Annotated in this window: 15 protein-coding genes; 8 read left to right on the top strand and 7 right to left on the bottom strand. The window is 70.8% G+C overall.

Features of this window, described 5'->3' with window-relative positions; translation table 11 throughout:
* Positions 1–17: 17 nt before the first annotated feature.
* Positions 18–1,355: a PE-PPE domain-containing protein gene (locus tag ACZ50N_RS23580; RefSeq protein WP_464473888.1), complete on the top strand. Its 1,338-nt coding sequence runs from the start codon at positions 18–20 to the stop codon at positions 1,353–1,355.
* A gap of 36 nt (positions 1,356–1,391) precedes the next feature.
* Entirely contained in the window at positions 1,392–2,126 is a 735-nt protein-coding gene (locus ACZ50N_RS23585; RefSeq protein WP_073682131.1) for an SIMPL domain-containing protein, read from the top strand.
* On the opposite strand, the gene ACZ50N_RS23590 is transcribed toward ACZ50N_RS23585, so the two are convergent.
* From ACZ50N_RS23590 to dacB, 5 genes are all read right to left on the bottom strand, one after another.
* Positions 2,119–4,344 carry a molybdopterin oxidoreductase family protein gene (locus ACZ50N_RS23590; RefSeq protein WP_046676653.1) on the bottom strand — a complete coding sequence of 742 codons (2,226 nt, stop codon included), beginning with the start codon at positions 4,342–4,344 and terminating at the stop codon, positions 2,119–2,121. The genes ACZ50N_RS23585 and ACZ50N_RS23590 overlap by 8 nt on opposite strands.
* Positions 4,345–4,429: 85 nt before the next feature.
* Positions 4,430–5,005 (bottom strand): hypoxanthine phosphoribosyltransferase, encoded by a 576-nt coding sequence (hpt, locus tag ACZ50N_RS23595; RefSeq protein WP_046366108.1) that lies wholly within the window; start codon positions 5,003–5,005, stop codon positions 4,430–4,432.
* 20 nt (positions 5,006–5,025) lie between these two features.
* Positions 5,026–5,979: a tRNA lysidine(34) synthetase TilS gene (tilS, locus tag ACZ50N_RS23600; protein ID WP_464473889.1), complete on the bottom strand. Its 954-nt coding sequence runs from the start codon at positions 5,977–5,979 to the stop codon at positions 5,026–5,028.
* The gene (locus ACZ50N_RS23605; RefSeq protein ID WP_464473890.1) at positions 5,958–7,004 is read right to left on the bottom strand and encodes an Rv3626c family coenzyme F420 biosynthesis-associated protein; all 1,047 of its coding nucleotides are present in this window, start codon (positions 7,002–7,004) and stop codon (positions 5,958–5,960) included. Before ACZ50N_RS23605 ends, tilS begins: the two co-directional genes overlap by 22 nt.
* The gene (gene dacB, locus ACZ50N_RS23610) at positions 7,001–8,371 is read right to left on the bottom strand and encodes a D-alanyl-D-alanine carboxypeptidase/D-alanyl-D-alanine endopeptidase (RefSeq protein ID WP_048421896.1); all 1,371 of its coding nucleotides are present in this window, start codon (positions 8,369–8,371) and stop codon (positions 7,001–7,003) included. The genes ACZ50N_RS23605 and dacB overlap by 4 nt, the downstream gene beginning before the upstream one ends.
* 109 nt (positions 8,372–8,480) lie before the next feature.
* On the opposite strand from dacB, the gene ACZ50N_RS23615 reads away from it, so the two are divergent.
* From ACZ50N_RS23615 to ACZ50N_RS23625, 3 genes are all read left to right on the top strand, one after another.
* Positions 8,481–8,966, top strand: coding sequence for an inorganic diphosphatase (locus tag ACZ50N_RS23615; protein ID WP_046364493.1), 486 nt, complete (start codon positions 8,481–8,483; stop codon positions 8,964–8,966).
* 78 nt (positions 8,967–9,044) lie between these two features.
* Positions 9,045–9,566, top strand: coding sequence for a 2-oxo-4-hydroxy-4-carboxy-5-ureidoimidazoline decarboxylase (locus ACZ50N_RS23620; RefSeq protein ID WP_046364494.1), 522 nt, complete (start codon positions 9,045–9,047; stop codon positions 9,564–9,566).
* Between the two features lie 18 nt (positions 9,567–9,584).
* Positions 9,585–10,748, top strand: coding sequence for a serine hydrolase domain-containing protein (locus ACZ50N_RS23625; protein WP_464473891.1), 1,164 nt, complete (start codon positions 9,585–9,587; stop codon positions 10,746–10,748).
* On the opposite strand, the gene ACZ50N_RS23630 is transcribed toward ACZ50N_RS23625, so the two are convergent.
* Together ACZ50N_RS23630 and ACZ50N_RS23635 are read right to left on the bottom strand one after the other, a co-directional pair.
* Positions 10,730–11,134 (bottom strand): hypothetical protein, encoded by a 405-nt coding sequence (locus tag ACZ50N_RS23630; protein WP_464473892.1) that lies wholly within the window; start codon positions 11,132–11,134, stop codon positions 10,730–10,732. The genes ACZ50N_RS23625 and ACZ50N_RS23630 overlap by 19 nt on opposite strands.
* A gap of 65 nt (positions 11,135–11,199) precedes the next feature.
* Positions 11,200–12,246, bottom strand: coding sequence for a TerC family protein (locus tag ACZ50N_RS23635; protein ID WP_046364497.1), 1,047 nt, complete (start codon positions 12,244–12,246; stop codon positions 11,200–11,202).
* A 225-nt stretch (positions 12,247–12,471) separates the two neighbouring features.
* Between ACZ50N_RS23635 and ACZ50N_RS23640 the strand changes: the two genes are divergently transcribed.
* Genes ACZ50N_RS23640 through ACZ50N_RS23650 form a run of 3 tightly spaced genes read left to right on the top strand, consistent with a single transcriptional unit; the run spans position 12,472 to position 18,970 of the window.
* Positions 12,472–16,392 (top strand): Pls/PosA family non-ribosomal peptide synthetase, encoded by a 3,921-nt coding sequence (locus tag ACZ50N_RS23640; protein WP_464473893.1) that lies wholly within the window; start codon positions 12,472–12,474, stop codon positions 16,390–16,392.
* Positions 16,389–17,732 (top strand): M1 family metallopeptidase, encoded by a 1,344-nt coding sequence (locus tag ACZ50N_RS23645; RefSeq protein ID WP_046364509.1) that lies wholly within the window; start codon positions 16,389–16,391, stop codon positions 17,730–17,732. Before ACZ50N_RS23640 ends, ACZ50N_RS23645 begins: the two co-directional genes overlap by 4 nt.
* Complete coding sequence (locus ACZ50N_RS23650) at positions 17,729–18,970, top strand: hypothetical protein (RefSeq protein ID WP_048421900.1); 1,242 nt, start codon at positions 17,729–17,731, stop codon at positions 18,968–18,970. Before ACZ50N_RS23645 ends, ACZ50N_RS23650 begins: the two co-directional genes overlap by 4 nt.
* The last annotated feature ends 7 nt before the right edge of the window (positions 18,971–18,977 follow it).

Here is an 18,977-nt window from a genome sequence, read left to right on the forward strand (position 1 = left end):
ACCGGGGGGAAATTGACGTGAATTTCACAGCAAAGCGTCGCTGCGCGTCTGACGGCCGGTCCGATCGCGATGTGCTGGTGACGTCAGCGCGCCAGACGTTCGCCGATCTCGGGCCGACCGCCAGCATGGCCGACGTCGCCGAGGCGGCAGGCGTGAGCGCCGACGACCTGTACGGCCACTTCGGCGACCGGGACGGACTGCTGGTCGCGGTTCTCGACGACCTCGAACACTCCCTGCGTGAGCCCGAACCGATAGGCCGGCCGTCGCTCGGCCTGCCGCGGTTGTCTGCTCGCTACATCGTCCCGCCGGTGGTCGCGGCGAGCGCGGTGCTGTCGTTGGGCACCGCACCCCCGTCGTCCGCCGCCGCGGCGGATCCGCCCCCGGCGAGTTCCGTGGTGACGATCAGCCCGCTGTGGCCGGTGTGGTCCCTGGATACCGCGCTGCAGGGATCGCTCTGCGCCACCGGCGCATGTTCCCGGCTGGACTACGTGCCGTTCGCGACGAGCAACGGGGTGCGCGCCCTGGACAGGCGACTGTCGGAGATCACGACCGGAGCGCAGGCCATCGGCAGCGGACCGACCGTCGTGCTGGGCTTCAGCAATGGCGCCGGCGTGGCCGAGGAGTGGATGGCCCAGCATTCCGGGGTCGCCGGCGCACCCTCGCCCGACGAGGTGTCCTTCGTCCTGATCGGCAATCCGCGGCGGGCCTACGGCGGTCTCATGCCGCCGATCGAGCCGACCGACTATCACGTGATCGACGTGGTCCGCCAATACGATCCGATGGCCGACTTCCCCGACCGGCCGCTGAACCTGTTGGCGCTGGCCAACGTCGCGGCCGGCATGCTCTCGCCGATGCATCTGGACTACCGCGGCGTGGACCTCGACGATCCAGACAACGTGGTGTGGACCGAGGGCAACACCACCTACGTGTTCGTCCCGACGACAGAGCTTCCGCTGCTCAAACCCCTGCGCGCCCTGGGGTTCGACGAGCTGGCGGCGAAGCTGAACGGTCCGCTCACCGACATCATCGAAAAGGCCTACGACCGGCCGTATCTGGACACTCCCGAACAAGCAGCCGTCGTCGCGCCCGAACCCGAGCAGACAGTACTCGCCGCGGCCTCCGAGGAGACCCAGCAAGCCACGCCCGAACGTCGCACTCTTTTCTCGAAACGCGCTGTCGCCGAAGAGGACTCAGACGCGACGCCGGCACGGAAGGCGGCCCGGTCCGACGACGACCGGCAGCAGGCCGACACACCGACCGTCACCGCGCCGCCCGCAGACGACGGGGCCGCAGCGAGCACACCGAAGCCGGCGAAGAAGACCCACAAGGGCTGGGGACGCCACCGCGCCGAGTGACCCGATTGCCGGGCGCGGCGGGTTACTGTGCCAGCCATGCCTCACTCACCCCGCAGACCCGTCCGCATCGCTCTGGCCGTGGCCGCCGCCGGCGTCGTCGCGGCGTCGGCAGCCGCCTGCGATGCGCGGTCCGGGCCTACCGCGTCGCCGGGCACGGACGCCCGTCAGGTCACCGTCGTCGGTGAAGGTCAGGTCAAGGGCACCCCGGACACGTTGACCGTCAATGCATCCATGGAATTCCAGGCCGCCGACGCCACCGGCGCGATGAGCCAGACCAACGAGCGCCAGCAGGCCGTCATCGACGCGCTCGTCGGCGCCGGGATCGACCGCAAGGACATCGCCACCACGGCAGCCGATCTACAGCCGCAGTACGGCAGCGACAGCACCACGATCTCGGCGTATCGCGCCACCAACTCGATCACCGTCACGATCCGCGACCTGGCCAAGGCATCGGACGCGATCGGTCTGATCGTCAGCACCGGAGGAAATGCCTCCCGCATCAACTCGATCAACTACTCGATCGACGACGATTCCCAGCTGGTACGCGATGCCCGCGCCCGCGCGTTCAACGACGCCAAGGACCGCGCCAACCAGTACGCGCAACTGTCCGGACTCGACCTCGGCGACGTCATCTCGATCTCCGAGTCCGCCTCCCCCACTCCGCCGGTGCCGATGCCCGCGATGCCGCGAGCGATGGAGGCCGCGGTGCCGCTCGAGCCGGGTCAGCAGACCGTCGGGTTCTCGGTGACGGTGGTGTGGCAGCTCAGCTAGCAGGTCCGACGGTCACCGGGACGCCGTTGAGCACCGCGGTGCCCGACAGCGGATCGAGCAGCGACCCGTCGTTGAGCTGGTTGACGTTGACGCCCGGCTGACCGGCGGCCAGTTGCTGCCCGGTGCCGGGGCGGTCGTGACCCCAGCCGTGTGGCAGGGACAGCACCCCGCGCCGGATGCCGTCGGTGATCTCGACGGGCACCACCAGCTCGCCGCCGGCGCCCTTGACGACGGCGGTGTCGGTGACGCCCAGATCGGCTGCGTCGTCAGGGTGCATCCGCAGCGTGCACTGGTTGGTGCCGCCCGCGAGCGCAGGCAGGTTGTGCATCCAGCTGTTGTTGCTGCGCAGGTGCCGCCGCCCGATCAGCACGAAGCCCTCAGCGGGCCGCGCCACGGCCTCCCGCAGCCGCGCCGCGTCCTCGATCAGAGCGGGCGGCGCGAGTTCGACCTGGCCTGACGGCGTGCGCAGCACCTCGAGCAGCCGGGGCTGCAACGGACCCAGATCGACGCCGTGCGGTGCGTCCTTGAGCCGCTGCAACGTCAACCCGTCGGGGCGCGCGCCGAACGCGTCGCCGTACGCGCCGAGGCGCAGCATCATGTCGAGCCGGCGCTCGTAGCCGGGACCTGCCGGCAGCATCGCGGTCAGTTCGTCGACCGCGCGGCCGGCAACCGGCGACGACGGGTCGGCGGTCTCCTTGGCCAGGGTGGTGGCGATGACCTGCTCGTCCACCAGCGCCGGGTCGGCGTCCTGGCTCATGCCGAACACGACCAGCGCCAACCGGGACATGATCTCGGCCTCGCTGGGTCGGCCGTCGAGCGGCAGCACCGGCGGTGAGTAGCGCGCATTGTTGCGGATCGCGAGCCCGTTGAGGGCGAAGTCGAAGTGCGGGGAGCGCGACGGCGGGGGCGGCGGCAGGATGACGTCGGCGTGGCGGGTCGTCTCGTTCAGGTAGGGGTCCACACAAAGGATGAAGTCCATGAATCGCCCGCTCAATGCCTTGTCGAGCCGATCGCCGTCGGGGGCCGACAGCACCGGGTTGCCCGCGACCGTGATCATCGCCCGGATCTGGCCGTCGCCCGGCGTCTCGATCTCCTCGGCGAGGACCGGGGTGGGCAGTTCGGAGAGCACCTCGGGGCGACCCGAGACGCGGCTGTGCCAGCGGCCGGTGCGGAACCCCTTGCCGGGACGGTGCCCGCGCGGCGCCGGAGCCGTCGGCGAGCAGGGGAACATCGCACCCCCGGGCCGGTCCAGGTTGCCGGTCAGGATGTTGACGACGTCGACGAGCCAGCTGCCCAACGTGCCGAACTCGACCGTCGACGTACCGATGCGGCCGTAGACGGCCGCGCTGGGTGCCGCGGCGAGTTCCCGCGCGAGCGTCTCGATCTCGGCGGCGTCGACGCCGCAATAGTCGGCGACGGCGGCGGGGGTGAAGCCGCGCGCCGCAGCGCGCACCTCGTCGAGACCGGCGACATGCTCGGCCAGGTCACCGAGGGCGACCAGATTCTCGTCGAACAGCACGTGGACGACGGCGAACAGCAGCGCCGCGTCCGTGCCGGGGCGTGGCGCCAGATGCCGGTCGGCGAGCTCGGCAGTGCGGGTGCGGGCCGGGTCGATGACCACGATCCGGCCGCCGCGCTTGCGGATGTCGCGCATCTTGCCGCCGAAGTCGGGGGCGGTGGTCACGCTGCCGTTGGAGACCAGCGGATTGGCCCCGATGATCACGAGATAGTCGGTGCGGTCGAGGTCGGGCACCGTGAACGCGACCGGGCTGCCGAACATCAGACCCAGCGAGACGTGCTTGGGCATCTGGTCCAGCGTGCTCGCCGAGAAGACCTGGCGGGTACCCAGGCCGCGGATGATCAGCGGCGGGTACAGGGCACCGGCGACCGTGTGCGCGTTCGGGTTTCCCAGGTACGCCCCGACGGCGGCGCCGCCGTGCTCGCGGATCACCGCGCCGAGGCCGTCGGCGGCCGCGGCGAACGCCTCCTCCCACGTCGCCTCGGTCAGCACGCCGTCACGGCGGACCAGCGGTGCCTGCAACCGGTCGGGATCGTTGTCGAGTTCGGCGAAGCTGGCGCCCTTGGGGCAGATGAAGCCGGCGCTGAACACGTCGTCGCGATCGCCCCGGGCACCGACCACTCGGCCGGCGTCGATGGTCAGCGTCAGGCCGCAGGTGGCCTCGCAGAAGGGGCAGATGCGGAGCGCGGTCTCGGTCATGGCTTCGATCCTGCGTCCAGATCGACGAAATGGCGAGAACTTCTCGCGCTTTCGCGCCCAAACGTCGGATTGGGCGGGTGAGGGGTCAGTCCGTGTAGACCTTGGGGTCGAGCGTGCCGATGAAGGGCAGATCGCGGTAGCGCTCGGCGTAGTCCAGGCCGTAGCCGACGACGAACTCGTTGGGGATGTCGAAGCCGATGTATTCGATGTCGACGTCGGCACGCACCGCCTCGGGCTTGCGCAGGAGCGTGCACACGCGCAGCGAGCGCGGCCGCCGGGTGGCCAGGTTGCGCAGCAGCCACGACAGCGTCAGCCCGGAATCCACGATGTCCTCGACGATCAGCACGTCGCGATCGTTGATGTCGCGATCGAGATCTTTGAGGATGCGCACCACCCCCGACGACGACGTCGACGAGCCGTACGAACTGACCGCCATGAACTCCAGCTGCGTGGGCAGCGGGATGGCCCGGGCCAGGTCGGTGACGAACATGACCGCGCCCTTGAGCACCGTGATCAGCAGCAGGTCCTGCTGCCCCTCCCCCGGCGTCGGGTAATCGGCGGCGATCAGGGCGGCGAGTTCAGCCGTCTTGGAGCGGATCTGCTCCTCCGACAGCAACACCGACTTGATGTCCCCGGGATACAACTCCCCATGCGCAGGCACGCCCTAGAGCGTACTGGTGCTCAGTCGGCGACCGGCTCCCGGTAGAGCGTCAGCACCGCGCCCCGCCGGCCGGCGAAGAGCCGACGCCGCGCCATCGCGCTCGGTACCGCCACCGCGCCCTGCCCGCGCCACGCCGTCACCAGCGCGTCGACCGACCGGATCTGCGCATCGGTCAGGCCCACGGCGCCGCCGTCGAGCAGCCACCGCCGGAGCACGCGGCGGCGCACCGCGGCGGGCAGCGCCGTGAGTGTCGCGACCGCCAGCTCGGGAGTGATGACGATCTCGGCGGCGATCCCGTCGAGCGCGTCGGTGTCCTCCCGCAGCGCCGCGGCGGTGCGAGCCAGCGCCTCCGCGACGCCGCCGGCCAGCACGTCCTCCAGCAGCGGCAGCACTTCGGCGCGCAGCCGCACCCGGGTGAAGCGCGGGTCCTCGTTGTGCGGATCGCGCCACGGCGTCAGCGCGAGTTCGGCGCACGCGGCGTGGGTGACGCTGCGTCGCACCCCCAGCAGGGGCCGGCACCACGGCGGATCGTAGGGCCGCATCCCGGCGAGCGAGCGCGCGCCCGATCCACGGCCCAGGCCCAGCAGCACCGTCTCCGCCTGGTCGTCGAGCGTGTGCCCGAGCAGCACCGGTGACCCGTCGCGAGCCTGCTCCAGCGCCGCGTAGCGCGCGGCGCGCGCCGCCGCCTCGGGCCCGCCGCCGGAGCCGACGTCCACCGAAAGGATCTGGGCGTCAACGCATCCCAGTGCGAGCGCCTGGTCGCGTGCGGTGGCGGCGACGGCGTCGGAGCCGGATTGGAGCCGATGGTCGACGATCAGCGCCGTCGTCGGCCGGAGTTCTGCGGCGACCGCGGTCACGGCCAGCGAGTCCGGCCCGCCGGACAGCGCGACGCACCAGGGCCCGTCGAGCCCGTATTCGGCCGCGAACCGGCGCAGTGCCGCGCGCAGCTGCGCTACAGCACCCGGTCGATCCATCGCTGCGGCTCGTCGATCTCGTCGGGCAGCGGCAGGGTGTGCGGGCCGGTCCAGATCGTGTTGAACCGCGCCATCCCGACTTTCGACACCACGGCGTCGACGAACGCCTTGCCGCGCGTGTACTGGTCCATCTTGGCGTCGATCCCCAGCAGTGCCCGCAGCAGCCGCTGCACCGGGGGCTGGCGGCGGTGCCTGCGCTGGTCGAACCGGTGACGGATGGTGGCCACCGACGGAACGACTGCGGGCCCCACGGCATCCATCACGTGGTCGGCGTGCCCTTCGAGCAGCGTGCCCAACACCAGCAGCCGGTCCAGCGCCTCGCTCTGCGCCTCGGACTGCACCGCGCGCACCAGCCCGAGGATGCCCGCCGAATTGGCGTCTGCAGCATGGCCGGAACGCTTCTCGCGGACGTACTCCGCCAGCCGCCCCACCACCTGCGTCACGTCGTCGCCGGCGTCCTGGGTGAGCACGCCGAGGGCGTCGGACATGTGACCGGCCAGCCACGGATTGGCGCGGAACTGCACCCGATGGGTGACCTCGTGCAGGCAGACCCACATCCGGAAGTCGGCCGGCTGCACGTGCAACTGCCGCTCCACCGCGATGACGTTCGGGTAGACCAGCAGCAGCTCGCCGCCATCGTGAGAGGCGAACGGGTCGTACTGCCCCAGAATCCCCGACGACACGAACGCCAGCACCGCGCCTGTCTGCACGCCGGCGATGCGCCCGCTGATGGCACGGGGTTTCCCATCGGCGCCTCCGCCGGTCATCGTCCGCATCGAGCCGGCGGCCGCGCGAATCCACTGCGGCCGGTCGACGATGCGGGCCTCCGGGATGTCCGCCCCTTCGGCGAGACCGGTCACCTCACGCACCGGCACCTCGGCCGCACGCGCCGAGTCGGCGAGCTGCGCGATCACCTGCCGGCGGGTGTAGTCGGTGGACGGCGGCTCGGGACGGGCCAGCTTGCCGCCGAACGAGGCAGCCAGGTTCCAATCCACCGCGCTGCCAACCGAGAACGTCTGGGTCATGAGCGGCACCCGCACGTGCGCAGCGTGGCGGCGAACGCGTCGAGCGCGGTGCGCCCGCTGGGGCCGGCCTGGTTGGACAGCAGCGCGAAGGTCAGCACCCGGCCGCTGGTGTCGGTCACGATGCCGGCCAGCGAGTTGGTGGCGGTCAGCGAGCCGGTCTTGGCGCGCAGGTAGCCGGCGGCGCCGCGGCCGGCGCTGTCGAGGTAGCGATTCGACAGCGTGCCACTGCCACCGGCAATCGGGAGCAGGTCCACCAGCGGACGCAGCCGGGGGTGGTCATCACCGGCTGCCGCGCCGACGACCTCGTCGAGCGTCTCGGCGGTCAGCCGGTCGTCCACCGACAGCCCGCTGGAATCCAGCAGCCGCGCCTCGCCGGTGTCGATCCCGGCGTCGTCCAACGCGGCGAGCACTGCGCTGACCCCACCGGCGAAACTCTGCGGGCGGCCCGTCGCCTCGGCAACCTCCCGGCCCGTCGACTCGGCCATCACGTTGTCCGAGGCGTTCATCATGTCGCGCAGCCGCTGGATCAGCGGCGGAGACTGCACCGAGGCGATCTCGCGACCCCGCGCAGCCGACGGCAGCACCGTCACCTTCTGCGGGTCGACGCCGAGCGCGATCGCCAGCGCACGCCCGGCGTCGAGTGCCGGGGTGCGCGAGCGCGCCGAGTCCACCGTGACGGGCTGGGTGCGGCCGCCGTCGAGCATCACCGCCTCCATCGGGGCGATGTCGCCGCCGTCGATGTCGGCCGGGTCCCAGCCCGGCGCCATCGTCGGGCCGGAGTAGGCGCTGACGTCGACCGCGACCGTGCGCACGGTGGTCCCGCTGCGGCGCACCTGGTCGGCGAGGTCGACGATCCGGGCGGCGTCGCGGTACCAGGTGTCGGTGCCGCGCGGGGCTGCTGAGAGCGTCGGATCGCCGCCGCCGACGAGCACCACCGTCCCGGGCGAGGTGGCCACCACTGTCGTCGTCAGGCGGGCGTCGCGGTCCAGCGTCAGCAACGCCGCGGCGGTGGTCAGCATTTTGTTCACCGAGGCGGGCTGCATCGGCACATGCGGGCCCTGCGACCACAGCTCATCGCCGGTGAGGGCGTCGGTGATGCGCCCGGTGAATTGGCCGAGGTTCGGATCGGCCACCACCCCGCGCAACGCGTTGGCCAGCCCGGCGACGGTCGGCATGTCGGCGGTGTCGGGCACCGGGACGACGCCGGGGTCAGCGGTCGCAGGCGCCGGTGCAGGCTTGACGGCCACTGCCTCGGACGTGTGCCGGCCGGCGATCAGCGCAGCCGCGGCGACGACGATCGCCACCACGAACACCACGGCGAAGCCGACCAGGGCATAGGTGGACCGCCGCCATCGTGTCGGCCGCATAGTTCCCCTATCGCTCGATCACTCCGGAAGCCCCTGTAGTGCAGGGTATCGCTCCCCACTAAGGTGGTTCCGGCCTGTTGATCGCCCGTCATGCGAAGGAGCCTCCCCGGTGCAGTTCGACGTTCTCATCGAGATCCCGAAGGGTTCCCGCAACAAGTACGAGGTCGACCACGACAGCGGCAAGGTGAAGCTGGACCGCTACCTGTTCACCGCGTTCGGCTATCCCACCGACTACGGCTACATCGAGGACACCCTCGGCGAGGACGGCGATCCGCTGGACGCGCTGGTGCTGCTGCCCGAGCCGGTGTTCCCCGGCTGCATCGTCGAGGCCCGCCCCGTCGGCATGTTCCGCATGACCGACGAGAAGGGCGGCGACGACAAGGTGCTGTGCGTGCTCGCCGATCCGCGGTGGGACCACATCCAGGACATCGGCGACGTGTCGGAGTTCGAGCTCGACGCGATCAAGCACTTCTTCGTGCACTACAAGGACCTCGAGCCGGGCAAGTTCGTGCACGCCGCGGACTGGGTGGGCCGCGAGGACGCCGAGGCCGAGGTGAACCGGTCGATCGAGCGCTTCAAGACCGAGGGCCACTAGTTTTCTCCCCGCGCGGGAATTGACCTGCCTGTAACACGACGTAACGTCCGCGCCGTTTGACCGTTCGATCATGGCGGTGTGCTACTGCATCAGGGAATCGGACTGGACGCGTTCAACGCGCTGCCGATGCGCCGCGCCGTGCACGCCGTCTACGAATGCTGCTCCAGCGTGCCGCTGGCCGCCGACCTGGCCCGACAGCGCCCCTTCACCAGCCACGACCAGCTGTTCCGCTGCGCCGACTCGCTGCTCTTCGCCCTCGGCGAGGACTCGATCGATTCGATCCTGCAGGCCTACCCCGACATCGGCCGTCGGCCCGGCAGCGAGAAGTCCCAGGCAGAGCAGTGCGCGATCGCCGACGCGCGGCCCGAGATGATGGCGCAGCTGGCCGACGCCTCGAAGACCTACCTGGACCATTTCGGCTTCGGCTTCGTGATGTACGTCAACGGCTACAGCGCCGACACCGTGCTGGCCACGATGGGCGACCGACTGCTCAACGACTACGAGACCGAACGCAAGATCGTGCGCAACGAACTGGCCAAGATCAACCGCACCCGGCTGGAACGCATGCTCGGCCCCGAGGGCGGCTACGACAACTGGTGACCGCCTAGGCTCGCCCCTATGCGTGGTGCCGTGCACGGTCGGTGGGAGCCCCGCTTCGATCCCCTCGCCGCCGCCCTGGCCGACGAGATCGAGTCGGGCGAGGAGCTCGGCGCGTCACTGGCCGTCGACGTCGACGGTGAACTCGTCGCCGACATGTGGGGCGGCCATGCTGATCGAGCGAAAACCATTGCCTGGCAACAGGATACGATCGTCAACTTCTGGTCCTGCACCAAGACGCTGACCGCGCTGGCGGCCCTGCTGCTCATCGACGCCGGCGAGCTCGACCCCGGCGCGCCGGTCACCAGATACTGGCCGGAATTCGGGGCGCACGGCAAAGACCGCATCGAGGTGCGCCACCTGCTCGCACACACCTCGGGAGTGTCGGGCTGGCAGGTGCCATTCGACGTCGAGGACATCTACGACTGGGAGCGCGCCACCGCCCATCTGGCAGACCAGACCCCGTGGTGGGAGCCGGGCACCGCGTCGGGCTACCACGCGATGAACTACGGCCACCTCATCGGCGAGGTGATCCGACGAATCACCGGCACGCACCTCAAAGACGTTGTCCGAGAGAGTATTTCGGAACCGATGGCCGCCGACGTGCAGATCGGTGCACACGAATCCGACGAGCCCCGCATCGCCGAGCTGCTCGCTCCCCCACCCCGCGACCGCGGCCTGGACCGGCTCGGCCCCGACCACCCGGCGGTCCGGACCTTCGCGGCGTTCCCACCCGGCGCCTACGGTGTCGCGGTTGCCGAGACCGCACCGTGGCGACGCGCCGACATCGGCGGCGCCAACGGCCACGGCAACGCCCGCGGGCTGGTGCGCGCGCTGCGCGCGATATCGCTGGGCGGCACGGTCAAAGGCACGGAGGTGCTCTCCCCCGCCACCATCGACCAGATCTTCGTCGAGCAGTCGCACGGCACCGATCTGGTCCTTGGCATTCCGCTGCGGTTCGGCCTCGGCTTCGGGCTGCCGACGCCCGAGAGCGTGCCCGCCGTCCCGCCCGGCAGAGTCTGCTGGTGGGGCGGCTGGGGTGGCTCACTGGTCGTGATGGACCTCGACCGACGGGCGACGTTCGCCTACGTGATGAACAAGATGGGCGGGGGCACGACGGGCACCACCCGCTCGCTGCGCTACGCGCGGCTGATCGACGGGGCGCTTCAGGACGCGCGGACCTGATCGCGGGCGCTCAGCACGCGCAACACGTCCCGCCCGATGCGGTCGAGATCCTGCTGCGCCGACGCACCGATCAGCGTCACCCCGTCGGCCACCCCGGCCGACGCGATGTCGCCGACGAGCCCGGCCAACCCGGCGATGGTGCCCGCGTAGCGGATCGTGTCCCCCGAGGCGGCACCGAGTTCACTGAACGCTCCTCGTGCCGAGCGGAAGTCCCCGGCCACAGCGACCGTCACGTCCAGGATCACCGCGGCATTTCCCGGACCCGACCGGATACGCGAGCGGACCTGACGGGCCCGCTGCAGGTCAGGAGCCGCCACCCGGATGGTGGGCTGACCACCATCGGTGAGCTCGCGCAGCCCGGCGTCATCCTCGAGAAAGATCCGCATGAGCCCACGCTAACCAGATCCCCCCACTGCGCGCACCCGTTGCAATCAGGGCGAGCGCAACGGAATCAGCGGCTGGTGCCCGCCGCGGGATCGGTCTCGTCAGCCCCCTCGGGAGCCTCGTCGCCAGCTGCCTCGCCGTTCTTACGCACGTCGTGCACCCGGGTCTTGTACAGGCTCGCCGCAGTCGTGATCGCGAGCGTGACGACGATGACGCCCAGGCTGGCCAGCGTCGGGATCTCCGGCACCTTCAGCGGCTCGCCGCCGTTGATGAACGGCACCTCGTTCTCGTGCAATGCGTGCAGCAGCAGCTTCACCCCGATGAAGCCCAGGATGAACGCCAACCCCTGCGACAGATACACCAGCCGCTTGAGCAGGTCGCCGAGCAGGAAGTACAGCTGACGCAGACCCATCAGCGCGAACACATTGGCGGCGAACACGAGATAGGGCTCCCGGGTCAGGCCGTAGATCGCGGGGATCGAGTCGAGCGCGAACAGCAGGTCGGTGGTGCCGAGCGCGATGATCACCAGGAACATCGGCGTCATCAATCGTCCGGAGCCGTTCTCCTTCACCCACAGCTTCAAGCCGTCCCAGGTGTCGGTGAACTTCAGGTGCTTCTGGGCGAATCGGACCACGCCGTTCTCGCCGTCGTCGTCGTGGTCGGTGTCGCGCACCAGCTTGATCGCGGTGTACACCAGGAACGCGCCGAAGAGGTAGAAGACCCAGGAGAACTGCTCGATCGCGACGGCGCCCAGTGCGATGAAGATGCCGCGGAAGATCAGCGCCAGGATGATGCCGACGAGCAGCGCCTGCTGCTGGTACACCCGCGGCACCTTGAAGCTCGCCATGATGATCAAGAAGATGAACAGGTTGTCCACCGACAGGCTGTACTCGGTGAGCCACCCGGCGAAGAACTCCACGCCGTACTGGCTGCCGTGGAAGAACCACGTCCACACCCCGAACGCGATCGCGAGACCGACGTAGATCGTCAACGCGGTACCGGTTTCCCGCTTGGACGGCTCATGGGGGCGGCGCCCGATCACGATCACATCGAAGAGCAGGATCGCGATGGTCACGCTGAGCGTGATCCCCCACTCGAGAGCACTGACGTTCATCAAACCTCCGGTCGTCGTTCAACGCCGGAGGTCTCTTCCACCGCCGCCGTGTCCGGCGCCCGGCCCGCAGCACCGGTCGCCCTCAGACGGGCGACGTGATGACGACACTGCGGCGAAGGAATACTCCCCTCCAAGCGGGCGATTCTGCCAGGCGCGCCGTCGACACGCGAATCAGCGGCCACCCGACGGCGAGAAGCAGCCTCGCGCAATGAGTAGTTTGTACCCGTGACAGCACCGGATCCAACCTCGGAGATCCCCGACCAGTACCTGCTGTCTGCCCAGGCCCCGCCCGCGCGCACGCTGATCGACATCCTCTACGACACCGCGCGGCGCCACCCCGACGCGACGGCGCTGGACGACGGCACCGTGCAGCTCACGTATGCCGAGCTGATCGCCGACGTCGAGGACAGCGTGGCCTGGCTGGCGGTGCGCGGCATCGGCCGCGGCGACCGCATCGGCATCCGGATGCCGTCGGGCAGCTATGCGCTCTACGTCGCGATCCTGGCCACCCTCGCCGCGGGCGCGGCGTACGTGCCCGTCGACGCCGACGATCCGCCCGAGCGGGCCGAACTGGTGTTCACCGAGGCCGACGTCGTCGGAGTGATCACCGAACGCGGCCTGATCCGGGGCCCCGGTACGTCGCGCGGATGGCGCGCCACGGCTCCGCTGAGCCGCGACGACGCCTGGATCATCTTCACCTCGGGGTCGACGGGCACCCCGAAGGGCGTCGCGGTCACCCACCGCAACGCCGCGGCGTTCGTCGACGCCGAGGCCGAGATGTTCCTGCAGGACAACCCGCTCGGCCCGGGTGACCGGGTGCTGGCCGGGCTGTCGGTGGCATTCGATGCGTCGTGCGAGGAGATGTGGCTGGCCTGGCGGCACGGGGCATGCCTGGTTCCGGCGCCGCGCTCGCTGGTGCGCAGCGGCATGGACCTGGGCCCGTGGCTGGTGTCGCGCGACATCACCGTGGTCTCCACGGTGCCGACGCTGGCCTCGCTGTGGCCGGCCGAGGCGCTCGAAGCGGTGCGGCTGCTGATCTTCGGCGGCGAGGCGTGCCCACCGGAGTTGGCCTCGCGCCTGGCCGTCGAGGGCCGGGAGGTGTGGAACACCTACGGCCCCACCGAAGCCACCGTGGTGGCGTGCGCGGCGCGACTCACCGGAACCGGGCCCGTCAGCATCGGGCTGCCGCTGCCCGGCTGGGACCTGGCCGTCGTCGACGCCTCCGGGAACCCGGTGCCCGTCGGCGAGGTCGGCGAGCTGGTGATCGGCGGGGTCGGGCTGGCCCGCTACCTCGACCCGGACAAGGACGCGGAGAAGTACGGCGCACTCCCGACGCTGGCGTGGAGCCGCGCCTACCGCAGCGGTGACCTGGTCCGGCTCGAAGACGACGGCCTCTACTTCATGGGACGCGCCGACGACCAGGTCAAGGTCGGCGGTCGACGGATCGAACTCGGCGAGGTCGACACCGCGCTCGTGCACCTGCCCGGAGTCAGCGGCGGCGCAGCGGCTGTGCGTCGCACCGCCAGCGGCACCCCGCTGCTCGTCGGCTACGTCGTCGCCGCACCCGGCGCCGGCTTCGATCTGACCACCGCCCGGGCCCGGCTGGCCGAATCGCTGCCCGCGGCGCTGGTGCCGCGGCTGGTGGTCGTCGACGAACTGCCGACCCGCACGTCGGGCAAGGTGGATCGCGATGCGCTGCCCTGGCCCGTCGGGCCCGCCGACGACGACACCACCGCCGAACTCGGCGGCACGCTCGGCTGGCTCGCCGGACTGTGGCGCGACGTGCTCGCCGCCCCGATCGACGGGCCGGGCGCCGACTTCTTCGCCCTCGGCGGCGGATCGCTCAGTGCCGCCCAGCTGATCGCTGTGCTGCGGCAGCGCTACCCGCAGGTCACCGTCGCCGACCTCTACGACCATCCGCGCCTGGGCTCGCTCGCCGGGTATCTCGACGAACTGGAGCCACCGCCGGCCGTCGAGACCAGGACCGTGCGCCCGGTGTCCCGGCTGACCCAGGCCGTCCAGGTGGCGCTGACGGTGCCGCTGGCAACGCTGACCGGCATGCAGTGGGTGGTGTGGCTGGCGGTCGCCAACAACCTCGCCGCCGCGACCGACCTGGTGGGATGGGCGCGACCGCTGAGCTGGTGGTGGATACTCGCCGGCTTCCTGCTGTTCGTGTCCCCGCCCGGGCGGATGGGCATCGCGGTGCTCGGCGCGCGCATCCTCGTCGGCACGCTCACGCCGGGCACCTACCGCCGCGGCGGGTCGGTGCACCTGCGCATCTGGCTGGCCGAGCGGCTGGCCGACGCGAGCGGCGCGGAGAACATGGCCGGCGCGCCCTGGCTGGTGTATTACGCACGCGCCCTGGGCAATTCGGTGGGCAGCGGGGTCGACCTGCACTCCGCGCCGCCCGTCACCGGCATGCTGCGGATCGGGCACCGCTGCTCGATCGAACCCGAGGTGGACCTCACCGGACACTGGATCGACGGCGACGAGTTCCACGTCGGGCCCATCACCATCGGCAACGACTCGACCATCGGCGCGCGCACCACGCTGCTGCCCGGTGCGGTGGTCGGCAAGAACGCCGACGTGGCACCGGGCTCCGGCGTCGTCGGCAAGGTCAAGAACGGGCAGTACTGGAAGGGCTCGCCCGCGGTGAAGTCCGGCAAGGCCAAACACCCGTGGCCCGACCACCGGCCGCCACGCGCCCCGGTGTGGGTGGCGGTGTACGGCGTGACCTCGATGCTGCTGGGTGCGCTGCCCCTGGCCGCGCTGGCCGCCGGGCTCGCCGTGATCGGCTGGGCCGTGCGGGGCACCGCGACGCTGACCGACGCGCTGCTGCCCGCACTCGCTGCGACGATCCCGGCGACCGCGGCGGCGATGGGTGTCTACGCCGCGCTGACCGTGATCGGGGTGCGCCTGCTCGCCGTCGGCCTGCACGAGGGCTACCACCCGGTGCGCAGCCGGTCGGGATGGCAGCTGTGGGCGACCGAGCGGCTGATGGACGGGGCGCGCACCTACCTGTTCCCGATCTACGCCGGACTCGCGACGCCGTGGTGGCTGCGGCTGCTGGGCGCGACGATCGGCAAGGGCACCGAGATCTCCACCGCGCTGCTGATCCCGAAGTTCACCGTCGTCGAGGACGGCGCGTTCCTCGCCGACGACACGATGGTCGCCTCCTACGAGCTGGGCGGCGGCTGGATCCACGTGGCGCGCGCGACGGTCGGCAAGCGGGCGTTCCTCGGCAACTCCGGCATCACCCAGCCCGGCCGCCGGGTCCCCGACGACGGTCTGGTCGCGGTGCTCTCGGCGACCCCGCACAAGGCCAAGGCCGGCTCGTCGTGGCTGGGCAGTCCGCCGATGCGGCTGCGCCGCCAACCCACGGCGGCCGACGCGCTGCGCACGTTCCACCCGTCGACGCGGTTGCGTGTGCTGCGCGCGGTGGTCGAGACGTTCCGGTTCGTGCCCGTCGTCGTCACGTTCGCGATCGGCATCGGGGTGCTGCTGGCCGCGCAGGCCCTGGCGGGAACCGTCGGCTGGCTGGGTGCCGCGCTGCTGACCGGACTCGCGCTGCTGATCGCGGGAGCGGTGGCCGGCGGGATCGCCGTCGCAGCGAAATGGCTTCTGATGGGCCGCATCACCGCGATCGAACATCCGCTGTGGTCGTCGTTCGTCTGGCGCAACGAGGTGTCGGACACCTTCGTCGAGACCGTCGCGGCGCCGTGGTTCGCCCGGGCCGCGTCGGGTACACCGGTGATGAACATGTGGCTGCGCGGACTGGGCGCGACGATCGGACGCGGAGTGTGGTGTGAGACGTACTGGCTGCCCGAGGCCGATCTGGTGACGCTCGGTGACGGTGCGACGGTGAACCGCGGCTGCGTAGTGCAGACCCATCTGTTCCACGACCGGATCATGCGGATGGACACGGTGGTGATCGACGCCGGTGCGACGCTGGGCCCGCACTGTGTGGCGCTGCCCGCAGCACGCCTGGGCGCCGGCGCCACCGTCGGCCCGGCGTCGCTGGTGGTGCGCGGCGACGAGGTACCGCCGTCCACCCGGTGGCAGGGCAATCCGATCGCGCCGTGGCTGCCGCCGCGCAAGAAACGCGCGGACACCGGCGGCAAGGCGAAGAAGCCGGCGGCCGCGTGAGGGCCCGCAAGCAGGCCGCCAAGAAGGGAACGCCACCGGTCATCGACCCGTATCTACCCGGCACCGGCAATTTCGGCTATCGGGTGTCGCGCTACGAACTCGACCTCGAGTACAAGGTCGCGATCAATCGGCTGACCGGCTCGGCCACCATCACCGCGGTCACCCTCGCCGAACTGCAGACGTTCACCCTCGATCTCTCGGCGGCGCTGTCGGTGTCGAAGGTCACCGTGAACGGCAAGCGGCCGGGCAACTTCCGCACCACGAACGGCAAACTGCACATCAGCCTGACCGAAAAGCTGCGCGCCGGCGCGGCGATGACGATCGTCGTCCGCTACGGCGGCACGCCCCGCCCGGTCCGATCGATGTGGGGTGCGGTCGGTTTCGAGGAACTCACCGAGGGCGCCCTGGTCGCCGGTCAGCCCAACGGCGCGGCGTCGTGGTTCCCGTGCGACGACCACCCCAGCGCCAAGGCCAGCTTCGGCATCCAGATCAGCACGGAGAGCCCGTATTTCGCGCTGGCCAACGGCAAGCTGCTGCAGCGGCGAGTGCGGGCGGCGATGACGACGTGGACCTACGAACAGACCGAGCCGACGTCGACGTACCTGATCACGCTGCAGATCGGCATGTACGAACGGCACCGCATCGCCAAGAACGGGGTGTCGATCCACGCTGTGGCCCCCGAACGGCTGCGGGATCGGGTGGCTCACGACTTCGGCCGGCAGGGCCAGATGTTGAAACTGTTCACCAAGCTCTTCGGCCCCTACCCGCTCGACACCGGGTACACGGTGGTGATCACCGACGACGACCTCGAGATCCCTCTGGAGGCCCAGGGCATCTCGATCTTCGGCGCCAACCACTGCGACGGGCAGCGCGGCGCCGAACGGCTGATCGCCCACGAGCTCGCCCATCAGTGGTTCGGCAATTCCGTCACCGTCCAAAGGTGGCGCCACATCTGGCTACACGAAGGTTTCGCCTGCTACGCCGAATGGTTGTGGTCCGAACACTGCGGGCAGCGCAGCGCCGATGAGTGGGCCCGGCACTACCACCACCGTCTGACGCATTCTGCGCAGGATCTGATCCTCGCCGACCCCGGTCCCCGCGACATGTTCGACGACCGCGTCTACAAACGCGGCGCGCTGACCCTGCACACGCTGCGAAACAGGTTGGGCGACAAGCAGTTCTTCGCCCTACTCAAGGACTGGACGACCAGGCACCGGCACGCCAGCGTGGTGACCGACGACTTCATCGGGCTGGCGGCCCGCTACGCCGACGAGTCGTTGCGCCCGCTGTGGGCGGCCTGGCTCTACGCGACCGCCGTTCCGCCGCTGGACAATCCGTGACCGACGCGACCGTCGGCCCGGGCGCGGTCACGCGTAGCAGCGTCGTGCGCGTCGGGGCCGCCACCGCGGTGTCGGCGCTGTGCGGATACGCCGTGCTCTACCTGGCCGCCCGGGACCTCGAACCCGCCGGGTTCTCGGTGTTCGGGGTGTTCTGGGGCGCCTTCGGCCTCGCCAGCGGCGCCGCCTTCGGGCTGCTGCAGGAAACCACCCGGGAGGTCCGGCAGGCCGCGACGATCGAGCCCGGTGGCCAGCGCACCAGCCCGGTGCGGATCGGTGTCGGGGTCGGGTTGGCCGCCGCGGCCGCGATCGCCGTCACCTCACCGCTGTGGGCCGGCCACGTGTTCGCCGACGCCCGTCTGCTCAGCGTGGCCCTGCTGGCCGCGGGGCTCGCGGGATTCTGCGTGCACACCACCCTGCTGGGCCTGCTCGCCGGAGGGAACAACTGGTCGGAGTACGGCGCGCTGATGGTCGCCGACGCGCTGCTGCGGGTCGCGGTCGCCGCGGGCAGCTTCGCGCTCGGCTGGGGCCTGGGCGGCTATCTGTGGGCGACCGTCGCGGGCGCGGTGGGCTGGTTGCTGATGCTGGCCGGCTCACCGGTGACCCGCGCTGCGGCCCGCCTGCACACCCCGGGCACCACGGCGACGTTCCTTCGCGGCGCCGGCCATTCGATCGCCGCGGCCGGGGCCAGCGCCGTGCTGGTGATGGGCTTTCCGGTGCTGCTCAAGGCCACCTCGGGCGATCTCGGCGCCGCCGGCGGCGTGGTGATCCTGGCCGTCACGCTGACCCGCGCCCCGCTGCTCGTCCCGCTGACCGCGATGCAGGGCAACCTGATCGCCCACTTCGTGGACCAGCGCGCACATCGCCTGCGGGCGTTGATCGTCCCGGCGGCGGCCGTGGTCGTGCTGGGCGCGGTCGGCGTGGCCGCGGCCGCGGTGTTCGGCCCGTGGCTGCTGCGGGAGGCCTTCGGCGCCGACTACGTGGCCGACGGAGTCCTGCTGGGCTGGTTGACCGCGGCGGCGGTGATGATCGCGTTGCTCACGCTGACCGGGGCCGCCGCGGTCGCCGCGGCGCTGCAGCGCGCCTACGCCGTCGGCTGGGTGTCGGCGACGGTCGCCGCCGCGGCGCTGCTGGCGCTGCCGCTCGACCTCGAGGTGCGGACCGTTGTGGCGCTGCTGTGCGGTCCGCTGCTCGGCATCGCCGTTCACCTCGTCGCCCTTGCCAAGGTTCCGCCACGCTAGGCGGTGT

The organism is Mycolicibacterium obuense (genome assembly GCF_055397605.1).